Below are 18555 nucleotides of genomic sequence, written 5' to 3'. Positions count from 1 at the left end.
CCGCTGTACTCGACGGCCGCCTGTCGGTCTCCAATCAAAAGATCGCCGCATAACACCCCCAGCTTTTGCCCACTCCCACAACCGCTGCGACCTTCACCCGCGCTGGAGCCATGGCAACAACACGGTCTGCATTGACTCCGTGCATGAAGGGGCACGGCAGATGTATCTGGTGGATGTGTCAGCAATCACTACCGAGCAGTGAGCATTCCCCCTGACGTCGGGTGGCGTTTGGCTTGCCCAAATCCCGCCTAACCCAAAAAAAGAAGCCAAAGGATCTCCGGTCCTGTGGGAGCGCAAAAGAGATCGTTACCCGAACGAGGGGCGCCCCTTTTGGATGTTTGGGGACACAAACCCTGATCGCGGGCCTGACCCAAGATGCACTGATGGCTCCGTGGGTCATCAAGGGCGCAATAGACGGTCCTGCCTTCGCCGCCTACATCCGCCAAGTGCTGATCCCTGAGATCGCGCCGGGCACCGTGGTCATCCTCGACAATCTCGCCACGCTTCGAAACAAAGAGCCTGCCCACGCCCTGCGCGAACGCGGCTGCTGGTTCCTCTAAGCGCTGACGTCAGACACAACAACGTCAAAGCTAGTTATTATTTGGCGAGGTCAGGCATATAAAGTGCCTGACCCATTTGTTTAGTTCAGACCCCACCGAGCAGCGACTTCGTCGAAAAACCCCTGGGATTTTCTCAGCTTGATCCAGTTGTTGACGTAGTTGATCCACACCTGATCTCCTTGCGGTAGAATCATCGCAATTGGTGTTTTTGAGCGAGGTTCCTCAACTTGGATCTGACGCACGTTCGGGAATTTAGTCACAAGCGTTGAGCCTTCAATGTTGGACGTTACAAAAACATCCGCACGTCCCGAAATCACTTCTTGGTGGCCCAATGCGGGTGCTTCTACGATTTTGATATCTGCATTCGGGAACCATGCTTTGACCTGCCGTTCAAACGTAGTGCCCAGTGTCGCCGCTACTTTGACGTCCGGTTGATCAATTGAATCCCAACCGTCAAAGCGGTCAATCTTGTCTGCGGTTGTGAAGGGTAAAATTTCAACATCGATGTAACTTTCAGAGAACCCAGCAGCCTTCATGCGCGCGGGGCTAATAGATGCGGAACCCGTCAAATGATAGTTGCCGGCCACCGCTCCATTCACAAGGGTCTTCCAGTCTGTTGGCACAAATTCGAGCTCTACATCGAGATCGGCAGCGAGCTGCTTCATTACGTCGATATCATAGCCTTCAAATGTATTGGTGGCAGGGTTTCTCACGGACATCGGGTTCCAGTCTCCCGTCGTGCCTACCATGAGCGTACCCGATTCAAGAATGTCGGTCAGAGCTGATCTTCCCGAATCCTGTGCTACTACCGGAGACCCGAAAAATGCCACCAGTGCTGCGGTTAGTCCAGTCTTAATGAGTTTCCTCATGTCGTCCTCCTTGCTGTCAACCTTAGTGTTTTTGATCGTTGATTATGTATGTGGAACATATACCTTGCCCTTTTATGTTGCGCCTGTAAAGATAATGTGCATACAAAATATGAATAGAGATAGTTTAATGGAGGCGCACATGGCAAGTAGTGATGTCGATGCAATCGAAGTCAAAGACCTCAATAAGTGGTATGGCGACTTCCATGTCCTAAAAGAGGTTTCATTGAACGTCTCTGAGGGTGAGAAAATTGTTGTCTGCGGACCGTCCGGATCCGGCAAGTCAACTTTGATCCGATGCATAAACCACCTTGAGACCCATGGGACCGGCACAATCAAAGTGAACGGAATTAAGTTGGAAGAAGATAAGAGTTCCATCGAGCGCATTCGTTCCGAAATTGGCATGGTGTTCCAGCAATTCAATCTTTTCCCCCACCTGACCATTTTACAGAATCTGATGCTTGGCCCAACCATCGCACTGAAGAAATCTAAAAAAGAAGCTGAAGAGATTGCTATGTCCTATCTGGAACGAGTGCGCATTCCAGAGCAGGCTCACAAACGCCCGATACAGCTTTCTGGAGGTCAGCAGCAGAGGGTCGCGATCGCCAGATCCCTTTGCATGCAACCAAAGATCATGTTGTTCGATGAACCAACTTCGGCGCTTGACCCGGAAATGATCAACGAAGTTCTCGACGTTATGGTTGGCCTCGCCGAAGATGGCATGACAATGATCTGCGTCACGCATGAAATGGGGTTCGCGCGCAAAGCGGCTGATCGGATGGTCTTTATGGATCATGGTCAAGTTGTTGAAACAGGCAAGCCACAAGATTTCTTTACATCGCCAAAATCAGAACGGTGCCGACAATTTCTGGATCAGATTTTGCAGCACTAGGGAGCGAAGACATGAACCTCAAATTACTCACATTCTTCTGCCTCTTATTTGTGCTGCCCGGATGCAATTCCGCACCCGGCACATGGGGCTGGTACGTCATTGATCCAACCAACGAGGCAGGCTGGATTAACGTCAAATTCCTGTTCAGCGGGATGGGCACAACAATTCAGATGTCGATCATTGCGGCAGTTTTGTCGATGATCCTGGGTCTGATTGTGGCTCTACCAGGTATGAGTAACAAACGCATCCTGCGTTTACCTTCGCGCCTATATATTGAATTTGTCCGCGCGATCCCCTTGCTCCCTTTGCTTTTCTGGGTTTTCTACGGCCTACCGGTTGTACTGGGATCAATTCTAGGGTTCACCGTTGCAATTGATCCATTTTGGGGTGCGATCATTACGTTGGTGATTTCAGATAGTGCATTCACTGCGGAGATCTATCGATCCGGCATCCAATCTATCCCAAAAGGTCAATCCGAAGCAGCACAAACAGTCGGACTCAATTACTTTCAGACCATGCGCTATGTTATTCTGCCTCAGGCAATTCGACGCATTTTGCCACCTCTTGCGAACCAGTTCATCTATATCGTCAAAATGTCCGCCTTTGCCTCTGTGATTGGCATGCAAGAACTGACACGGCGCGCAAATGAACTGGTGGTGTCGGAGTATCGGCCGCTGGAAATCTACTCTCTGTTGATCCTGGAATATCTTATCCTTGTCCTGATCATCAGCGCCTTCGTGCGCTGGCTGGAGCGTAAGATGGGATCAAACGAAGCGGCCTAATAAACAGTAGAGTGCGCGTATGTCGCGCACTCCTGAGCCACCCCGGGGACGCCGAGAAGCCAAATGTGACACAGCTCAAACAGAGAATTCATCGAAAGCCTCTAGCGCCTTTGCGCTGAATGCAATCGAGGGTCCGCCCCCCATATAGCTGATCATTGTCAACGCATCGATGAACTCTTCACGTGTGGTGCCCATGCGCACAAGGGACCTTGTGTGAAATCCAATACAGCTTTCGCAGCGCGTTGAAATGGCGATGCCCAAGGCGATCAGCTCTTTGACTTTTTCGGACAGCGGCCCATCGTTCTTTGCCGGGGACCCCATCTTGTCAAACCCCGCAAACGTCTCGGGTGCGTTTTTCTGAAATTCGCCAAGGCGTTTTACCGTGTCATTCAGGAAGATTTTCCAGCTCATCAGGTTCTCCATAGCAGAGTGTCGTTTATGTATAGAGTTATATTATATATGTTTGATATATTTATCCACAAGCATATAGTTTCAGTACGGCCCTGCAATTAGCACAGCCGTTTCTGGCAAGACAATAAAAGCGAATGATCGCGCGCACTGCTCAATAGAGGAATGACGAAATGAAGCTAGAGGCAATGACTTGGCAGGAAGTAGAACGCTATCTTGAAGATGTAGACTCAATCATGATCCCAGTTGGCTCGACCGAACAGCACGGGCCAATAGGTCTTATTGGGACAGACACAATTTGCGCCCGGGAAATTGCACAGCAGGCGGCGACCAAATCTGGCGCAATCGTAGCGCCTGAAATTCCGTACACCCCTGCCCCTTTCAATATGGGTTTTCCCGGCACGGTTTCGGTTGACCGATCCGTCTTTGAGGCGCTGTGCGAACAGGTCTTTTCCGCCCTTGCACACCACGGGTTTCGAAAAATCTATATCCTGAATGGCCATGGAGCCAACCTTGAGCCGCTTAGAACCGTCATCACCAAGCTGGACCAGGTGTCATTCCAACTGCGCAGCTGGTGGGAGTTTCCCGAGGTCAATGCACTGCGCTCATCGCTTTATGGTGAATGGGAAGGCATGCACGCAACACCGTCAGAAGTCGCTGTCAGCCAAGCACGAACTGGCATTGTCCACAGTGGTGCAGAAGAGGCACCACAAAAGCTATCCAAAGAATTCATCCGCACCCATGCTGGTGATCGACATGGCCCGCCGGACGAGCATCGGCAAATGTTTCCAGATGGTCGGGTCGGATCCCACTCGGCGTTGGCAAACAAGGAAGATGGTCAGCGGCTTTTTGATTTGGCTGCCGCTGCAGTGTCCCAAGATTTTGACGCATTCAGCTTACAATTGCTGGCAAAAGGTTCGGGATAAGACGCAGCTTATGATGGGGAATAGTTTGTTCCCTCAACAATAGCGTCTAAAGGCGCGCCGTCATGGAATATCCGCGACCAAAGCTCATGCGCGCGAAAGTCACCGGAACCCCATCGAGCCATGTCGTGCGTTCAGCAACGAATATGGCTTCACCGTCCCTAACCATGAGAAACTCTGACAAAGATTGATCTGCGGAACTGGCAAAAAAACGGATTTCGACATCCGTATATGGAACTTCTTTGACTAACCATTCGTTAGGTCCTGAATCTTGAAAATCGGCGTTTTCGACTTCTGGGACTGCATTGATGCTGATCCAGCGATCCTCAAACTGAAATGGCGTGCCGCCAGCATAGTGCATGCATCGCAAGTGAAGAACGCGATCCTTTTCTTTGAGGCCGAGCCGCGCCCGCTGCCATTCCGGTGCGGGTAAAATTTCGCGCGTAACAAGGCTGTAGCGATATTCTGAACCGGTATCTTCGATTTCAGCCCGAATGAGCGGTATGGCGAATTTCGCATTTCGGACAGGGTTTGGATTGACGCGCGTGCCTGCTTTTCGCTTGCGATCCAGATACCCTTCCTCTGCCAGCTCCCTCATAGCTCTGTTGACCGTTGCACGGGCACATCCAAACTGCTCTGCGAGATCAGTTTCTCCAGGAACTAGGGCGCCTGGTTTCCAAGATTTGTCGCGAATCCGAGCAAGTATTTCTGCCTTAATATCTCGATAGCTCTTTTTGCGCGAGTTCAAGTTGGTTTCTCCTCCATATGTATAAATTTATCGTTATAATGCTCGCAGTTAACCAAATTATCAAGGTTCAAGTACATGCAGGTAATCCCGTCAGCCAAGTTCACTACTACAAGATGGAAAAACGGTGGGGGAATAACTCACGAAATCGCCGTGCGCAGATGCGCAAACAACTTTATCTGGCGTCTAAGCGTCGCAGAAGTTTCATCAAATGGTCCTTTCTCGGTCTTCCCAGCCATGGAGAGAATTCTGACGGTAATTCACGGCGATGGCATTCATTTGCATCACGAGGAAGGGACAATTTTGGCGCGTCCCTACCAGCCGGTTCGTTTCTCTGGTGAGCTGCCAATTGAATCTGTTCTAGTCTCGAGCGTCGTGCAGGATTTCAACTTGATCTATGACCCGACCAAAGTAAGCGCAACGGTCAAGAAAGTTGACGCGGCGGATGTCGGATCTCTGGTGCCCTCAACGAACCGAGAGTTTGCCCTCTACTGCGCAAGTGGCGAAGCAGAAACCGCGAATGGTGAATTATTACCCGATGGGTCCTGCACTTTGTTTGAACAGAACGTGTCAATCGCTGGCACACACTCAACTACAGAATTACTTCTGGTCACTCTTGATTACATTACCTAAAGCGCTGCCGTAAGTTCTTCCATAGACGCCTTATAGAGTCGCAATATTTCCTCTCTTCTGATGTGCCGACCGTCGCGAACGACGTGACGACCTGCAGACCAAACTTCCTTGATCACGTGATCCCCCGCGGCGAAACATAATCCATCTAACAATTGATGGTCTTGTAGCGCGAACAGAGTCGCGTTGGAGCGGTCAATCGCAAGCAGATCAGCAACAGCTCCCACCCTGATTGCACCGCTCTCACGGCCCAGTGATTGCGCGCCTCCCGCGGCAGCGCCGAGGTAAAGTGTTTCGCCAGTGGACCCCTTTCCGTCAACAAGGACATTGCGTGCCATGTCGCGTAGGCGCTGGGAGTATTCCAACTGTCGCAACTCTTCAGTGAGGGAGATGCGAACATTGGAATCAGATCCAAGGCCGAATGCGCCGCCTTTACTCAGGTAGGTTGGCCCATTGAACGGCCCATCCCCAAGATTTGCTTCTGTAATTGGGCAAAGGCCTGCAACCGCCCCGGAATTTGCCATCGAGACAGTCTCTTCTTCGGTCATATGGGTCGCATGGATCAGGCACCAGCGATCCGTGACATCCATATTTTTCAGAAGCCACTCAACAGGTCGCGCACCCAGCCATCCAGAAATCTCTTCAACTTCCAGCAGTTGTTCAGCGATATGTATGTGTACAGGCCCGGTAGGGTGCGCGCTCAAAACACTCTGAAGATCATCGGGTGTTGTCGCTCGCAATGAATGCGGTGCGATGCCAACACGAGTATCTGTATCCATCTGCTGTGCTGAAGTCTTTGCGCATTCCACCAATCTATTGAAGGTTTCAACGTCATTGCCAAAACGTAACTGGCCCCCGGCGAGTGGCTTTTGCCCTGTGCCGCCATAGGTGTAGAGCACAGGAAGGTGGGTCAGACCGATCCCCGTATGATTTGCGGCGGCAAAAATCCGTTGCGATAACTCATCAAGCGCGTCATAGGCGCCGCCGTTCTGCTGGTGATGCACGTAGTGGAATTCACCGACCGAGGCATATCCAGCTTCAAGCATTTCCATGTAAACTAGCCCGGCGATGGCCTCGTACATTTCTGGAGTCAGATGAGTCAAGAACTTGTACATCAGTTGCCGCCAAGTCCAGAAACTGTCATTTCCGGCTGTGCGGTATTCTGTCATTCCAGCCATCGCCCGCTGGAATGTGTGACAGTGCAGGTTTGCAAGAGCCGGTAACAGACAATCAACTCGGACGTCACAATCGTTTGGCTGCGAGTCTTCGGACACCCTTAAGATGCGCCCATTATCGATCTCCAAACTGACATTCTTGCCCCAGTGGTCAGGGAGGCGGGTTTCACGGGCAAAAATGGTTGTCACATTTCTATCCTTTATGAATGGACATAATAAAATTAAATATATACAATTATTCCGGTGACGCAACAACTATGCGAGGATAATGGCACAATGACCCAGCATGTCATAACCAACTCCCAAGTCGCGACGATGTCAGGTGAAGATCCATATGGGCTACTGAATGACGGTGCCATCGCCATGGACGGCGACACCATTCTTTGGGTGGGAGATCGCTCAGAACTTCCTGCAGCATATGGAAAGTTCAAGGTGACCGATGTCGGCGGGCGCCTGATCACCCCTGCCCTGATTGATTGTCACACGCATCTTGTAGCGGGTGGTAATCGAGCCGTTGAATTTGAGATGCGTTTAAACGGCGCATCATATGAAGAGGTCGCGCGTGCGGGTGGGGGCATCATCTCGACTGTGAAAGCTACTCGGGCTGCGAGTGAAGACGAACTTTTGAAAGACGCGCTAACACTCGTAGATACTTTGATTGGCGAAGGTGTCGCCACCTTGGAAATTAAGTCCGGGTATGGCCTGGATCGGGATACCGAGCTGCGTATGTTGCGCGTGGCCCGCAGAATTGGAGTCGAGCGCCCGGTTCGAGTACGAACATCTTTCTTGGGCGCGCATGCTGTTCCACCTGAGTATGTCTGCCGCCCGGACGACTATATGAAAGAAGTTTGTATCCCGACGCTACACGCCGCCCACGATGAAGGCCTGGTCGACTCGGTTGATGGCTTTTGCGAAGGCATAGCATTCTTGCCTGATCAGATCGAAGAGCTATTCAAGGAAGCGAAGTCGCTTGGGTTGCCATTGAAGCTACACGCTGAGCAACTTTCCAATCTTGGGGGGGCAAAACTTGCCGCCCAATATGGTGCATTGTCTGCTGACCATATCGAGTATCTGGATGAAGACGGCGTCAAGGCGATGGCGAAAGCAGATACGGTCGCAGTCATCTTGCCGGGCGCATTTTACACCATCCGTGAAACACAAAAGCCACCCGTTGGTCTACTGCGCCGCTACGGCGTTCCAATGGCCATTTCCACAGATTCAAACCCGGGGTCATCCCCACTGACCTCATTGCTGCTTACTATGAATATGTGCTGCACTCTGTTTGAGATGACACCTGAGGAGGCACTGTTGGGTGCGACGCGTCATGCAGCAGCAGCACTTGGCTTGTCGGATCGTGGAGCATTGTCTACTGGCATGCGCGCCGATCTTGCCGTTTGGAATGTCCAACACCCTGCCGAGCTATCCTATCGTATCGGCTTTAACCCCCTATACAAACGCATTTATGGAGGCGAATTTTGAGCATTATTACTCTTAGGCCCGGCACGGCCACGCTTGCACAGCTTCAGGAAATTTTTCTGAAAGAACAGGCTGTAAAGCTACATGACAGCACACGGGACGTCGTCGATGAAGCCGCTCGTAGAATTGCGGAAGTTGCCGCTGGCGAGGCACCAGTCTATGGCGTGAATACTGGATTTGGCAAACTCGCCAGTCTCAAGATCCGGCGCGAAGACACGGCCACGCTTCAACGAAATTTGATCCTTAGCCATTGCTGTGGTGTCGGTGAGCCCATCTCGCGCTCGCATGCACGACTGGTCATGGCCTTGAAGCTTTTGTCACTTGGTCGCGGTGCATCGGGTGTCCGTTGGGACATTATCGCGCTTCTTGAAGGCATGCTAGCGCGTGGGGTCTCGCCGATTATTCCCGCACAGGGTTCGGTCGGCGCGTCGGGTGATCTTGCGCCTCTGGCGCATATGGCGGCCGTCATGATCGGTGAAGGTGAGGCCGAGTATAAGGGCGAAATATTACCTGGATCCATTGCGCTGACCAATGCAGGTTTGGAGCCCGTCATCTTGGGCCCGAAAGAAGGTTTGGCGCTTATCAACGGTACCCAGTTTTCGACAGCATTTGCATTGTCGGGTCTGTTTCGGGCATGGAGTGCTGCGCAATCCTCTTTAGTCACGTCCGCGCTGTCGACGGATGCGATTATGGGCTCGACAGCCCCTTTACAGCCCGAAATTCACGACCTTCGCGGCCATCAAGGTCAAATAGAAGTTGCAACATGTATGCGCGACCTGCTTGATGGATCAGAAATCCGTGAAAGCCATCGTGAAGGTGACAACAGGGTTCAGGACCCTTATTGCATTCGTTGCCAACCGCAGGTCACGGGTGCCGCAATGGATGTTTTGCGTCAAGCTGCGCGGACCCTCGAAATTGAGGCTAATGCGGCGACCGATAATCCACTGGTTCTGACCAAAGCCAACAAGATCGTGTCTGGCGGCAACTTTCATGCCGAACCGGTTGGATTTGCCGCTGATATGATTGCTCTGGCGATCTCTGAAATTGGTGCAATCGCTCAGAGGCGGGTTGCCCTTATGGTTGATCCAACGCTTTCGTTTGATTTGCCCCCGTTTCTGACCCCTGCCCCCGGTTTGAATTCTGGGCTGATGATTGCCGAAGTTACCACTGCCGCATTGATGAGCGAGAATAAGCATCTGGCCAATCCTTGCGTTACCGACAGCACACCGACAAGCGCCAATCAGGAGGACCACGTCAGCATGGCAGCACACGGTGCGGTTCGTCTTGGGAAAATGATGGACAACCTCAGCACCATTCTTGGCGTTGAGTTGTTGTGTTCCGTTCAAGGCATTGAATTTCGCGCTCCGTTGAAATCAAGCCCCGAACTTCAATCTGCGAGTGCACGATTGAGATCGGAAGTCGACGCTTTGAACGAAGATCGATACATGGCTCCAGATTTGCAAATTGCGACACAGATGGTTTCACGCGGAGATTTGCTTGACGCGGTAAAGGTAGCCATGCCGGAGTTGTGGGGATGAATCTCTTTGAGGTCACACAAGGAGACAGCCCGATTGTTCTGGGGCAGCCTCATGGTGGGACGTTTGTTCCGGATGATGTGTTTTCGCGACTTAATCCTCGCGGTCAGGGACTTGATGATACTGATTGGCACATTGCAAGGCTGCATGAGGGTCTTTTGCCGCAAGCGACCACTGTGCGATCCAATGTTCATCGATATGTCATTGATGCCAATCGCGATCCAAATGGGGCTTCGCTTTATCCCGGTCAGAACACGACAACTTTGTGTCCGATCACTGACTTTGACGGGGAAGCGATTTGGGAGGCAGGGCAAGAGCCATCAGAAGACGAAATCGTTGCACGCAAGGATGCATACCACAGCCCCTATCATCAGGCATTGCAACAACAACTAGATCGCGTGAGGGAACGGCATGGGATTGCTGTATTATATGATTGCCACTCAATTCGGTCCCAAATCCCGTTTCTTTTCAAAGGGACATTGCCAACCTTTTCGATTGGAACCAATGGTGGTGAAACCTGCGACGCGAACATCACCAACGCAGTCGTGTCGGTCTGCTCAGATGCAGACGGACATGAACAAGTCCTGAACGGCCGCTTTAAGGGGGGATGGACAACGCGCAACTATGGCCGACCGTCTGAAGGGGTTCACTCCATCCAGATGGAACTCGCGCAGCGATCCTACATGGACGAAGCTGCGCCTTGGACCTATCAGCCTGAGCGCGCAAATAGGCTCCGCGTTCATCTGAAAAAGGCACTTACACAGATTGAAGAATTTGCCGTTAGCGAGGCCGGTACAAAATGAAGGAGACAAACATGCTTGATCGAAAGAACACCCGCGATATCTTTCCTCCAACGGGGTCTAAATTGAATGCCAAGAGCTGGCTAACAGAAGCACCACTTCGAATGCTCATGAATAACCTTCATCCGGATGTAGCAGAGAACCCTCACGAACTAGTAGTCTATGGTGGTATCGGACGCGCGGCCCGAACCTGGAAAGATTTCGATACAATTGTTGCAACGCTTAAAGACCTTGAGGCGGATGAGACATTGATCGTGCAATCCGGCCGGCCTGTCGCTGTTGTGAAAACTCACGCTGATGCACCGCGCGTCTTGATCGCCAACTCCAACCTTGTTCCCCACTGGGCAAACTGGGATCACTTTAACGCGCTCGATAAGAAAGGGCTGATGATGTACGGCCAGATGACCGCTGGGTCTTGGATTTACATCGGCAGTCAGGGCATCGTGCAAGGCACCTATGAAACCTTCGTTGAAGCAGGACGCCAACACTATGGCGGTGACCTGACAGGTAAATGGATTTTGACCGGCGGTCTGGGTGGCATGGGTGGCGCGCAACCGCTTGCGGCCGTCATGGCGGGTGCGTGCTGTTTAGCCGTGGAATGCAACCCGGATTCCATCGATTTCCGGTTGAGAACACGTTATGTCGACGAGAAGGCCGAAACACTGGACGAAGCCTTGGCGATGATCGACAAATGGACCGCTGCTGGTGAAGTCAAGTCAGTTGGCTTGCTGGGCAATGCGGCAGATGTTTTCAAAGAACTTGTGGAGCGCGGTGTGCGCCCTGACATGGTTACGGATCAGACCTCTGCCCATGACCCAATTCACGGCTATCTGCCGCAAGGCTGGACCATGGGCCAGTGGAAAGAAAAGCAGGAAAGCGCGCCTAAAGAAGTCGAGAAAGCCGCCCGTGCATCCATGAAGGTGCAGGTTAAGGCGATGTGCGATTTCCATGCGATGGGAATTCCGACCGTTGATTATGGCAATAACATCCGACAGATGGCGCTGGAAGAAGGTCTTGAAAACGCCTTTGATTTCCCCGGCTTCGTGCCCGCCTACATCCGTCCGCTGTTTTGTCGCGGGGTCGGCCCATTCCGTTGGGTTGCATTGTCGGGTGACCCCGAGGACATCTACAAAACTGATGCCAAGGTCAAAGAGTTGCTGCCTGACAACACCCATTTGCACAACTGGCTTGATATGGCCCGCGAACGGATCAATTTTCAGGGTCTTCCCGCCCGGATTTGCTGGGTCGGCCTTGGCGACCGTCATCGACTGGGTCTTGCGTTTAACGAAATGGTCAAGAGCGGCGAGTTGTCTGCGCCTGTTGTCATTGGCCGCGATCATTTGGATTCTGGCTCTGTTGCATCTCCAAACCGCGAAACAGAATCAATGAAGGACGGCTCAGACGCTGTATCGGACTGGCCGCTTCTCAATGCTCTGGTCAATACCGCCTCGGGAGCAACGTGGGTCAGTATTCACCATGGCGGCGGAGTCGGTATGGGCTTTAGCCAGCACTCTGGCGTGGTCATCTGTGCGGATGGCACTGACGAGGCCGCAAAAAGGCTGGAGCGCGTGCTGTGGAATGACCCTGCTTCAGGCGTTTGGCGGCATGCTGACGCCGGCTATGAAGATGCAATTGAATGTGCGCGCGAAAAAGGTCTGCGTCTTCCCACCATTCTTGGAAATTAGGGGCATGACAATCCGGCTGGCAGATATCGCCTGCCGGGCTGCTTGAGTATTTGTTTTTCACCACAATAAGCAGGGAGTTACCCGATGTCCGCTTGGATAAAAATGATCTCCGATGAAGACGCTGACGAGACGTTGAAGACGGCACTTGATTTCGCCCGTACACCACATGGCACCGTTGACAATGTAATGCGCGTCCATTCGTTGCGGCCGCAAACGATGAATGGCCACGTTGTTCTTTATCGAGCGTGCCTGCATGACAATGCTAACACCATTCCGATGTGGTTTCAGGAGGTCATCAGCTCATATGTTTCGACTCTGAATACTTGCCCCTATTCTTATGCCAACCATTGGTCGAACGCACGCCATCTGATTGGTGATGATGTCAAGGCGGATATGGTAGAGGCTGCGCTTCAGGCACACCGCCCGGAAGATGCATTTGAAGGCGCGCAATTGGCCTTATTGCAATATGCCGAGAAACTCACTTTGAAGCCGGGCAAAATGGTTGAGACCGATGTGCAGGCTTTGAAAGATGCGGGTGTCGATGATGGCGAGATACTCGAAGCCAATCAAATTATTGGATATTTTAACTATGCCAACCGTCTTTTGAACGGTCTTGGCGTAACGACGGGCGGCGATGTTGTTGGGTATTACAAAACCGATGTTGCATGTAAGTAAATAATATGCATATGATGCAATCTTCGCAACTATCAAAGGACGCATCGCAATGACTCTCGCAACAGCAGCTTCAACCGACACAATGACAATTCCCGTTGTAGACATCACTCCGTTGCGTGATGGCAGCGATCCACAATTAGTTGCGCGGTCTCTGCACGCGGCAAATACCGGGCTAGGCTTTATTTACATCAAGGGTCACGGCATCCCCGAGGAATTGATTTCCAGTGCCCGGGCCACAGCTTTGGAATTTTTCCACATGTCGGCCGATGCCAAGGAGACAGTTCGCGTGACCGACAACCATCGCGGCTGGATCGGGTCGGGTGGTGCAAAAATGGACGACGATGCAAAGCCGGATCTTAAGGAGAGTTTTGTTTGGGGATATCAGGACAAAGGCGCAGAAATCCTGACTGACCATAATCTTCGTGGTGTCAACAAATGGCCAGAGAGCCTACCGAACCTGGAAAAAACGTGCATGCAGTATTTTAAGGCTGCGCATGATGTCGCCGAACTTCTCATGCGTGGTTTTGCTATGGGTCTTGGGCTTGCGGAAGACGCCTTCCTCAAAACCAATGATAAGCCGATCAGCCGAAACTCTTTTGTCTACTATCCGCCCCAGGAAAAGGGTGCCGACGATGGGCAATTTGGCGTTGGACCGCACACCGACTTCGGCGTCCTGACCGTTTTGTGTCAGGATTCAGTCGGCGGTTTGCAAGTTCAGGGGTTGGACGGTGAATGGCTTGACGCATCACCGATTGAAGGCACTCTTATTGTCAATGTTGGCGATCTTTTGGCGCGATGGACTGACGGCGCTTATCACTCGACCGTTCACCGGGTCATCAATGATACCGGCAAAGAACGCCTGTCAATCGTGCTTGCCTATGACCCCAACCCCGAGACATCCATAGATGCCAAAGACATTTTCGGGGATGGTTATGTTCCAAAACAAGATGCTATAACCTGCGGTGACTATCTCGATTGGCGGTTTGCCCGGGCGTTTGCGCATAAAAATGGATGAAGACACCAATCAGGAAAGCAGCTCCGAAGTTGACGCGGCCATCGGCCGTGCCATTCGACAGCTCAGAGAAACATCAGGGATGACAGCGAAAGCGCTGGCTGAAAAATCCCTTGTGTCGGCGGCCATGATCAGCCGGATCGAGAATGGACTTGCGTCAGCTTCGCTTTCATCCCTGCATGCGCTGGCGAAAGCTCTGGATGTGCCGCTGGTGGCGCTGTTTGGCGAGACTACCAGCCGCCAATGTGACTTTACCCATCTGCGTGCAGGACAGGGTATCCCATCGGCGCGGATGGCAGATGGGCACCTGCATGAGTTTGTCCAATTGGCTGTCCACAATCGCGTCGACCTACTTTTTTCCGCGGTTCAGGTCACGTTAACGCGGCAAGACATGTCCCCACCCAGCTACACCGGGCGCGGCGTTGTTTTCCTGCGGGTTCTATCTGGAGAGGCAATCTACCGCTATGGCAAGATAGAGATGACATTGGTCGAGGGGGACACGCTTTCCATTGATTCCGAACTGCCGCACGGATTCGTAAGATTACTTACCCCCAAATTTGAATATCTCTCTGTTCAGGCGGAATCTCGGTAGCACCGAATAATTGACGATGCTCCAAAGCGTCTTGCCCAAAACCTGACTCACTGGTTTTGGGCAGGGCGCACGAAGCATTCAACTGTTGCGCGGCGCCTGACCTTATCCCTGTCTCAGGTATAAGGACGCTTTAGAAAGCACATCAACTGGGTTCCAATACCTACATCTTAATATCTGCGGCGGGTGTATCGGGCGGCCTTTGATCAGAACGGCAGATACTTGGTTATCGCAACACTATTGATCCGCACAATCATTGGAGTTGATCAGCATATGCATTCTCATGGACTTATAGCCCGAACTTAATGCGATCACCAATCCACCATCCCTTCGGACTTTGGATACCGGGTATCTCCTATCATGCGAGAAAAGGCGGAATGATTTCTGTTGACATTTTTGTATGCACATATATGCTTTATATGTGGATTTACTATGCGCAACGAGGCAATATGAGTGCTTTTCTTCCCGTTATTAGAGCGTAAAATATGAATATACATTACGGTACGTTTCAGGCACTCAAGAATGTAAGCCTCACGGTCGGATCGGGCGAGCATGTTGTGAGTTGCGGCCCGCCCGGATCCCCGATCTCTGCTCAGGAACTGACATTCAAAACCTTGGAAGTCGTCACAACCACCCGTGCCTTTTTCGAGGCATGGATCACGACCGCCGCCTTCTGTTTTGTCAAATGTTTTGGTTTGTCGATGCTTTTTGGTCGATTTGACGCCAATGGAGAATGATGATGACGGCGAATGACCAGACGACTTGCAATCCTACACAAGGCCACATGATGAACATTGATATTCAAGATATCCGGAAAGGGGCAGAAAACCTTCTGCTGAACTGTGGTGAGGTCACCCAAGAAACAAGAGTTTTGATCATCAAGGAACCTGAGTGCGACAGCTATTACGATGAGCGATCTGTTGAAGAAGTTTCAAGAGTCGCGAAGCGTTTGTGTAAGGAGGTCGAAGTCCTTGAGTTGCCATTTAATCCTGTCGTCACAGATCCAAGTCCAGCGCTCACCGAGAAGATGTCAAAGTTCGATCGTGTCATTTTCTTCGCGCGCCTGGGCGATCAACTTCGTTTTCGGCAGAGCGTGAAAGGGACGTTCTCGATCATGTCATATGCCCTGGACGGTCAGATGCTTGGATCCTCTTTTGGTCAGGCCAGTTATCGAGCATTCGAAAACCTGAGGGGCCTTGTAAATGATGCGTTTTCGAATGCGAGGGTGATACACGTCACCTGCGCCGAGGGTACAGATTTCAAAGGACCGGGCGCGAATTTCCCGGACGAAAGCGGTGAAACTACCGTAAAGCGGTTCCCGGTTTCTGTGTTCTCTCCGATCCCTCCGGTTGGTTTCACTGGTAAGGTCGCGCAAGTCGGGTTTTTGGTCGGGACTGGGTCGCAGGTTTACGATCCACCGGCATGTGAGATCAAAGACAAGATCTTTGTTCATTTCGACGGCCACCAGATTACAAAATTCGAAGGCAGCGACGAAGATGTGAAAGCGGTTGAAGGGCACTACGATCACGTAGCAAAGCTATTTGATCTGGAGCGCAACTACATCCATTCGTGGCACGCAGGTATCCATCCAGGGTGTGATTATGTCAACGAGGCCCGCGATTTTTTCGACCGCTGGAGCAACGGCGCATTTGGCAATCCGCGCGTTTTGCATTTCCATACCTGCGGAACGCATGCGCCCGGGGAAATCTCCCTGAATGTCATAGACCCCACCGTAAAACTTGATGGTGTCGCAGTGTGGGAAGACGGTGTTTTGCACCCAGAGCGCATAGAGGGCGGCAAAGAACTTTTGGATAGTGATCCCTACATCTCCAGGATCTTTTCCAGCCCAGCCCAAAAAGTGGGTCTGGGGCCCTCTGGAAAACTCGAGTACTGAGTTCCGATCCTGTTTAACAGAACATTTTGGCCATTCGCTAAGAGAGGTCCATCGCTCTCATGATCAGGCCAGCATGCAATACGGTTAAAATGGATCTACTGCTCTATTTACTGTGACCAAGATTTCGAAAATGACAAGTTTTCTGTCCTGGTTTTAGCTTTGAAATTGCTGAAGTCATGCTTCTGAGAATTGAACTTTTCGGGGTGCTATCGGTCGAGTAGCTAAGCAAACAAGTAATGAACGACGCGTTTGCCGTTTATCCTGAACAACTCCTACCAGAGTGAACGTGGGCCGTTTGATGCTTATCGATTTACCCTGTGAATGCACCAATATTTGGGCAAAAAATTGAGAGGCATCAATAATGACTATCAAGACACTGACAGAATGGGAAACGCTAGCTGCGACCCTAGCACCTCATCAACATACTTTCATTGATGGCAAATTCGTTGACTCCGCATCCGGTAAAACATTTGACTGCGTGAACCCGGCTACCGGTAGCGTCATCTGCCAGATTGCAGAAGGTGATGCAGAAGATATTGATCTCGCCGTCGCAGCAGCACGACGCGTATTCGAGAGCGGTGTTTGGTCCGGAATGACCCCGCGTGGTCGCAAAGAGATACTGCTGCGTCTGGCGGAATTGATCCTCGAAAATCAGGCAGAACTTGCCGCGCTGGAAACTCTTGATATGGGCAAGCCGATTGGCAACTCCTATAACATTGACATCCCCGGATCTGCCTATGTTTGGCAGTGGTACGCCGAAGCAATCGACAAAGTTTACGATGAAATCGCACCAACCGCCAAGGGTGATCTGGCCATGGTACGTCGTGAAGCCTTGGGCGTGATTGGCGTAGTGACGCCATGGAATTCACCATTCAACATGGCGACATGGAAGGCGGCCCCTGCACTAGCGGCAGGGAACTCCATCGTACTTAAGCCCGCAGAACAATCGCCGCTCACTGCGCTGAAACTGGCAGAACTGGCCGCAGAAGCCGGCATTCCTGATGGTGTGTTCAATGTTGTCCCAGGCTTTGGACACACAGCAGGTAAAGCGCTTGGGCTGCATATGGATGTGGATTGCCTCGGTTTTACCGGGTCGACCGAAGTTGGCAAATATTTCTTTGAATACTCAGGTCAGTCGAACATGAAGCCCATCTGGGCGGAATGTGGCGGAAAAAGCCCGAACATCGTTTTTGCTGACGTTTCAGATTTGGATGCGGTTGCAGATATGGCCGCAGAGGGCGTGTTCTTCAATCAAGGCGAAATCTGTTCGGCCAATTCCCGGTTGCTGGTTGAACGCCCGCTTGTTGAACGTCTGACTGAGATGGTTGTCGAACGTGCCGCAAAACGCATGCCCGGCAATCCATTCGATCCTGCCACTAAAATGGGTGCGATTGTTGATTCACGCCAAACGGACCGCATCATGGAATACATCGAAACGGGTCGCAAAGAAGCAACGTTGAAATTCGGAGGCGAGAGGGTCAGCGTTGGCACTTCGGACAACTTTATCATGCCAACAATCTTTGCGGATGTAGACAATGATATGACCATCGCCCGCGAAGAGATTTTCGGCCCTGTTCTGGCGATCATTCCTTTTGACGATGAGAAAGAGGCAATAAGAATTGCCAACGATACAATCTATGGATTGTCTGCCTCGGTCTGGACCAACGATCTGTCACGAGCGCACCGGCTTACCGACGCACTGCGCGCAGGAACCGTGTGTGTGAACACCGTTGATGCGTTGTCTGTTATGACGCCTTTTGGTGGCATCAAGCAATCCGGGAACGGGCGTGATTTGTCATTGCATGCCCTTGATAAGTACACGGCCCTGAAAACCGTCTGGGTCAAATACTGATAACAAGAACACAATACTTCAGGCCTGATCACTGTCCAACAGGGCGGCCATCATAA

Annotated in this window: 19 protein-coding genes; 15 read left to right on the top strand and 4 right to left on the bottom strand. The window is 51.7% G+C overall.

Features of this window, described 5'->3' with window-relative positions; all coding sequences use genetic code 11:
• Together AC2FIS_RS18610 and AC2FIS_RS18605 are read left to right on the top strand one after the other, a co-directional pair.
• The coding region (locus AC2FIS_RS18610; protein WP_496774862.1) for a hypothetical protein at positions 1 to 202 on the top strand (202 nt) is incomplete at its 5' end.
• Positions 203 to 338: 136 nt separating this feature from the next.
• Positions 339 to 560: a hypothetical protein gene (locus AC2FIS_RS18605; RefSeq protein WP_496774861.1), complete on the top strand. Its 222-nt coding sequence runs from the start codon at positions 339 to 341 to the stop codon at positions 558 to 560.
• Positions 561 to 640: 80 nt separating this feature from the next.
• On the opposite strand, the gene AC2FIS_RS18600 is transcribed toward AC2FIS_RS18605, so the two are convergent.
• Positions 641 to 1429: a transporter substrate-binding domain-containing protein gene (locus tag AC2FIS_RS18600; RefSeq protein WP_496774860.1), complete on the bottom strand. Its 789-nt coding sequence runs from the start codon at positions 1427 to 1429 to the stop codon at positions 641 to 643.
• A gap of 139 nt (positions 1430 to 1568) precedes the next feature.
• Here AC2FIS_RS18600 and AC2FIS_RS18595 point away from each other — a divergent pair, with 139 nt between their 5' ends.
• Together AC2FIS_RS18595 and AC2FIS_RS18590 are read left to right on the top strand one after the other, a co-directional pair.
• Positions 1569 to 2318 (top strand): amino acid ABC transporter ATP-binding protein, encoded by a 750-nt coding sequence (locus AC2FIS_RS18595; protein WP_496774859.1) that lies wholly within the window; start codon positions 1569 to 1571, stop codon positions 2316 to 2318.
• A gap of 11 nt (positions 2319 to 2329) precedes the next feature.
• On the top strand, positions 2330 to 3100 hold the full coding sequence (locus AC2FIS_RS18590) for an amino acid ABC transporter permease (protein ID WP_496774858.1): 771 nt from the start codon (positions 2330 to 2332) through the stop codon (positions 3098 to 3100).
• A gap of 75 nt (positions 3101 to 3175) precedes the next feature.
• Here AC2FIS_RS18590 and AC2FIS_RS18585 read toward each other — a convergent pair whose 3' ends face one another.
• Entirely contained in the window at positions 3176 to 3511 is a 336-nt protein-coding gene (locus tag AC2FIS_RS18585) for a carboxymuconolactone decarboxylase family protein (protein ID WP_496774857.1), read from the bottom strand.
• A 170-nt stretch (positions 3512 to 3681) separates the two neighbouring features.
• Between AC2FIS_RS18585 and AC2FIS_RS18580 the strand changes: the two genes are divergently transcribed.
• Positions 3682 to 4434 (top strand): creatininase family protein, encoded by a 753-nt coding sequence (locus AC2FIS_RS18580; RefSeq protein WP_496774856.1) that lies wholly within the window; start codon positions 3682 to 3684, stop codon positions 4432 to 4434.
• 46 nt (positions 4435 to 4480) lie between these two features.
• Here the strand turns inward: AC2FIS_RS18580 and hutC are convergent, their stop codons facing one another.
• A complete protein-coding gene (hutC, locus tag AC2FIS_RS18575) occupies positions 4481 to 5179 on the bottom strand; it encodes a histidine utilization transcriptional repressor HutC (RefSeq protein WP_496774855.1) in 699 nt (232 codons plus the stop codon).
• Between the two features lie 75 nt (positions 5180 to 5254).
• Between hutC and AC2FIS_RS18570 the strand changes: the two genes are divergently transcribed.
• The gene (locus tag AC2FIS_RS18570; protein WP_496774854.1) at positions 5255 to 5809 is read left to right on the top strand and encodes a HutD/Ves family protein; all 555 of its coding nucleotides are present in this window, start codon (positions 5255 to 5257) and stop codon (positions 5807 to 5809) included.
• Here AC2FIS_RS18570 and AC2FIS_RS18565 read toward each other — a convergent pair.
• Positions 5806 to 7170, bottom strand: a complete 1365-nt coding sequence (locus AC2FIS_RS18565) for a formimidoylglutamate deiminase (protein ID WP_496774853.1) — start codon at positions 7168 to 7170, stop codon at positions 5806 to 5808. The genes AC2FIS_RS18570 and AC2FIS_RS18565 overlap by 4 nt on opposite strands.
• Before the next feature lie 87 nt (positions 7171 to 7257).
• Here AC2FIS_RS18565 and hutI point away from each other — a divergent pair, with 87 nt between their 5' ends.
• The 9 genes from hutI to AC2FIS_RS18520 all read left to right on the top strand — a co-directional run bounded on the left by hutI (position 7258) and on the right by AC2FIS_RS18520 (position 18499).
• Positions 7258 to 8460: an imidazolonepropionase gene (gene hutI / locus AC2FIS_RS18560; RefSeq protein WP_496774852.1), complete on the top strand. Its 1203-nt coding sequence runs from the start codon at positions 7258 to 7260 to the stop codon at positions 8458 to 8460.
• A gap of 2 nt (positions 8461 to 8462) precedes the next feature.
• A complete protein-coding gene (gene hutH, locus AC2FIS_RS18555) occupies positions 8463 to 9995 on the top strand; it encodes a histidine ammonia-lyase (protein ID WP_496774865.1) in 1533 nt (510 codons plus the stop codon).
• Complete coding sequence (gene hutG / locus AC2FIS_RS18550) at positions 9992 to 10795, top strand: N-formylglutamate deformylase (protein ID WP_496774851.1); 804 nt, start codon at positions 9992 to 9994, stop codon at positions 10793 to 10795. Before hutH ends, hutG begins: the two co-directional genes overlap by 4 nt.
• Before the next feature lie 11 nt (positions 10796 to 10806).
• A complete protein-coding gene (hutU, locus tag AC2FIS_RS18545) occupies positions 10807 to 12477 on the top strand; it encodes a urocanate hydratase (RefSeq protein ID WP_496774850.1) in 1671 nt (556 codons plus the stop codon).
• Positions 12478 to 12561: 84 nt separating this feature from the next.
• Entirely contained in the window at positions 12562 to 13152 is a 591-nt protein-coding gene (locus tag AC2FIS_RS18540) for a peroxidase-related enzyme (protein ID WP_496774849.1), read from the top strand.
• Positions 13153 to 13201: 49 nt separating this feature from the next.
• Positions 13202 to 14167: an isopenicillin N synthase family dioxygenase gene (locus tag AC2FIS_RS18535; protein ID WP_496774848.1), complete on the top strand. Its 966-nt coding sequence runs from the start codon at positions 13202 to 13204 to the stop codon at positions 14165 to 14167.
• Positions 14160 to 14756, top strand: a complete 597-nt coding sequence (locus tag AC2FIS_RS18530) for a helix-turn-helix domain-containing protein (protein ID WP_496774847.1) — start codon at positions 14160 to 14162, stop codon at positions 14754 to 14756. The genes AC2FIS_RS18535 and AC2FIS_RS18530 overlap by 8 nt, the downstream gene beginning before the upstream one ends.
• A gap of 781 nt (positions 14757 to 15537) precedes the next feature.
• Entirely contained in the window at positions 15538 to 16647 is a 1110-nt protein-coding gene (locus AC2FIS_RS18525; RefSeq protein WP_496774846.1) for a hypothetical protein, read from the top strand.
• 361 nt (positions 16648 to 17008) lie between these two features.
• A complete protein-coding gene (locus AC2FIS_RS18520) occupies positions 17009 to 18499 on the top strand; it encodes an aldehyde dehydrogenase (protein ID WP_496774845.1) in 1491 nt (496 codons plus the stop codon).
• The last annotated feature ends 56 nt before the right edge of the window (positions 18500 to 18555 follow it).

This window comes from Ruegeria sp. CDSB113, from assembly GCF_059611045.1.
Note: the sequence above shows the minus strand (reverse complement) of the source record. Positions and strands in the feature narration are given on the sequence as shown.

Bases quoted from the DNA above. Each gene is read 5' to 3' on its own strand.
- AC2FIS_RS18590 (WP_496774858.1), top strand. From the start codon at position 2,330: ATGAACCTCAAATTACTCACATTCTTCTGCCTCTTATTTGTGCTGCCC.
- AC2FIS_RS18540 (WP_496774849.1), top strand. From the start codon at position 12,562: ATGTCCGCTTGGATAAAAATGATCTCCGATGAAGACGCTGACGAGACG.
- AC2FIS_RS18595 (WP_496774859.1), top strand. From the start codon at position 1,569: ATGGCAAGTAGTGATGTCGATGCAATCGAAGTCAAAGACCTCAATAAG.
- AC2FIS_RS18580 (WP_496774856.1), top strand. From the start codon at position 3,682: ATGAAGCTAGAGGCAATGACTTGGCAGGAAGTAGAACGCTATCTTGAA.
- AC2FIS_RS18600 (WP_496774860.1), bottom strand. From the start codon at position 1,429: ATGAGGAAACTCATTAAGACTGGACTAACCGCAGCACTGGTGGCATTT.
- hutU (WP_496774850.1), top strand. From the start codon at position 10,807: ATGCTTGATCGAAAGAACACCCGCGATATCTTTCCTCCAACGGGGTCT.
- AC2FIS_RS18585 (WP_496774857.1), bottom strand. From the start codon at position 3,511: ATGAGCTGGAAAATCTTCCTGAATGACACGGTAAAACGCCTTGGCGAA.
- AC2FIS_RS18570 (WP_496774854.1), top strand. From the start codon at position 5,255: ATGCAGGTAATCCCGTCAGCCAAGTTCACTACTACAAGATGGAAAAAC.
- hutI (WP_496774852.1), top strand. From the start codon at position 7,258: ATGACCCAGCATGTCATAACCAACTCCCAAGTCGCGACGATGTCAGGT.
- AC2FIS_RS18525 (WP_496774846.1), top strand. From the start codon at position 15,538: ATGATGAACATTGATATTCAAGATATCCGGAAAGGGGCAGAAAACCTT.
- AC2FIS_RS18535 (WP_496774848.1), top strand. From the start codon at position 13,202: ATGACTCTCGCAACAGCAGCTTCAACCGACACAATGACAATTCCCGTT.
- AC2FIS_RS18530 (WP_496774847.1), top strand. From the start codon at position 14,160: ATGGATGAAGACACCAATCAGGAAAGCAGCTCCGAAGTTGACGCGGCC.
- hutG (WP_496774851.1), top strand. From the start codon at position 9,992: ATGAATCTCTTTGAGGTCACACAAGGAGACAGCCCGATTGTTCTGGGG.
- AC2FIS_RS18520 (WP_496774845.1), top strand. From the start codon at position 17,009: ATGACTATCAAGACACTGACAGAATGGGAAACGCTAGCTGCGACCCTA.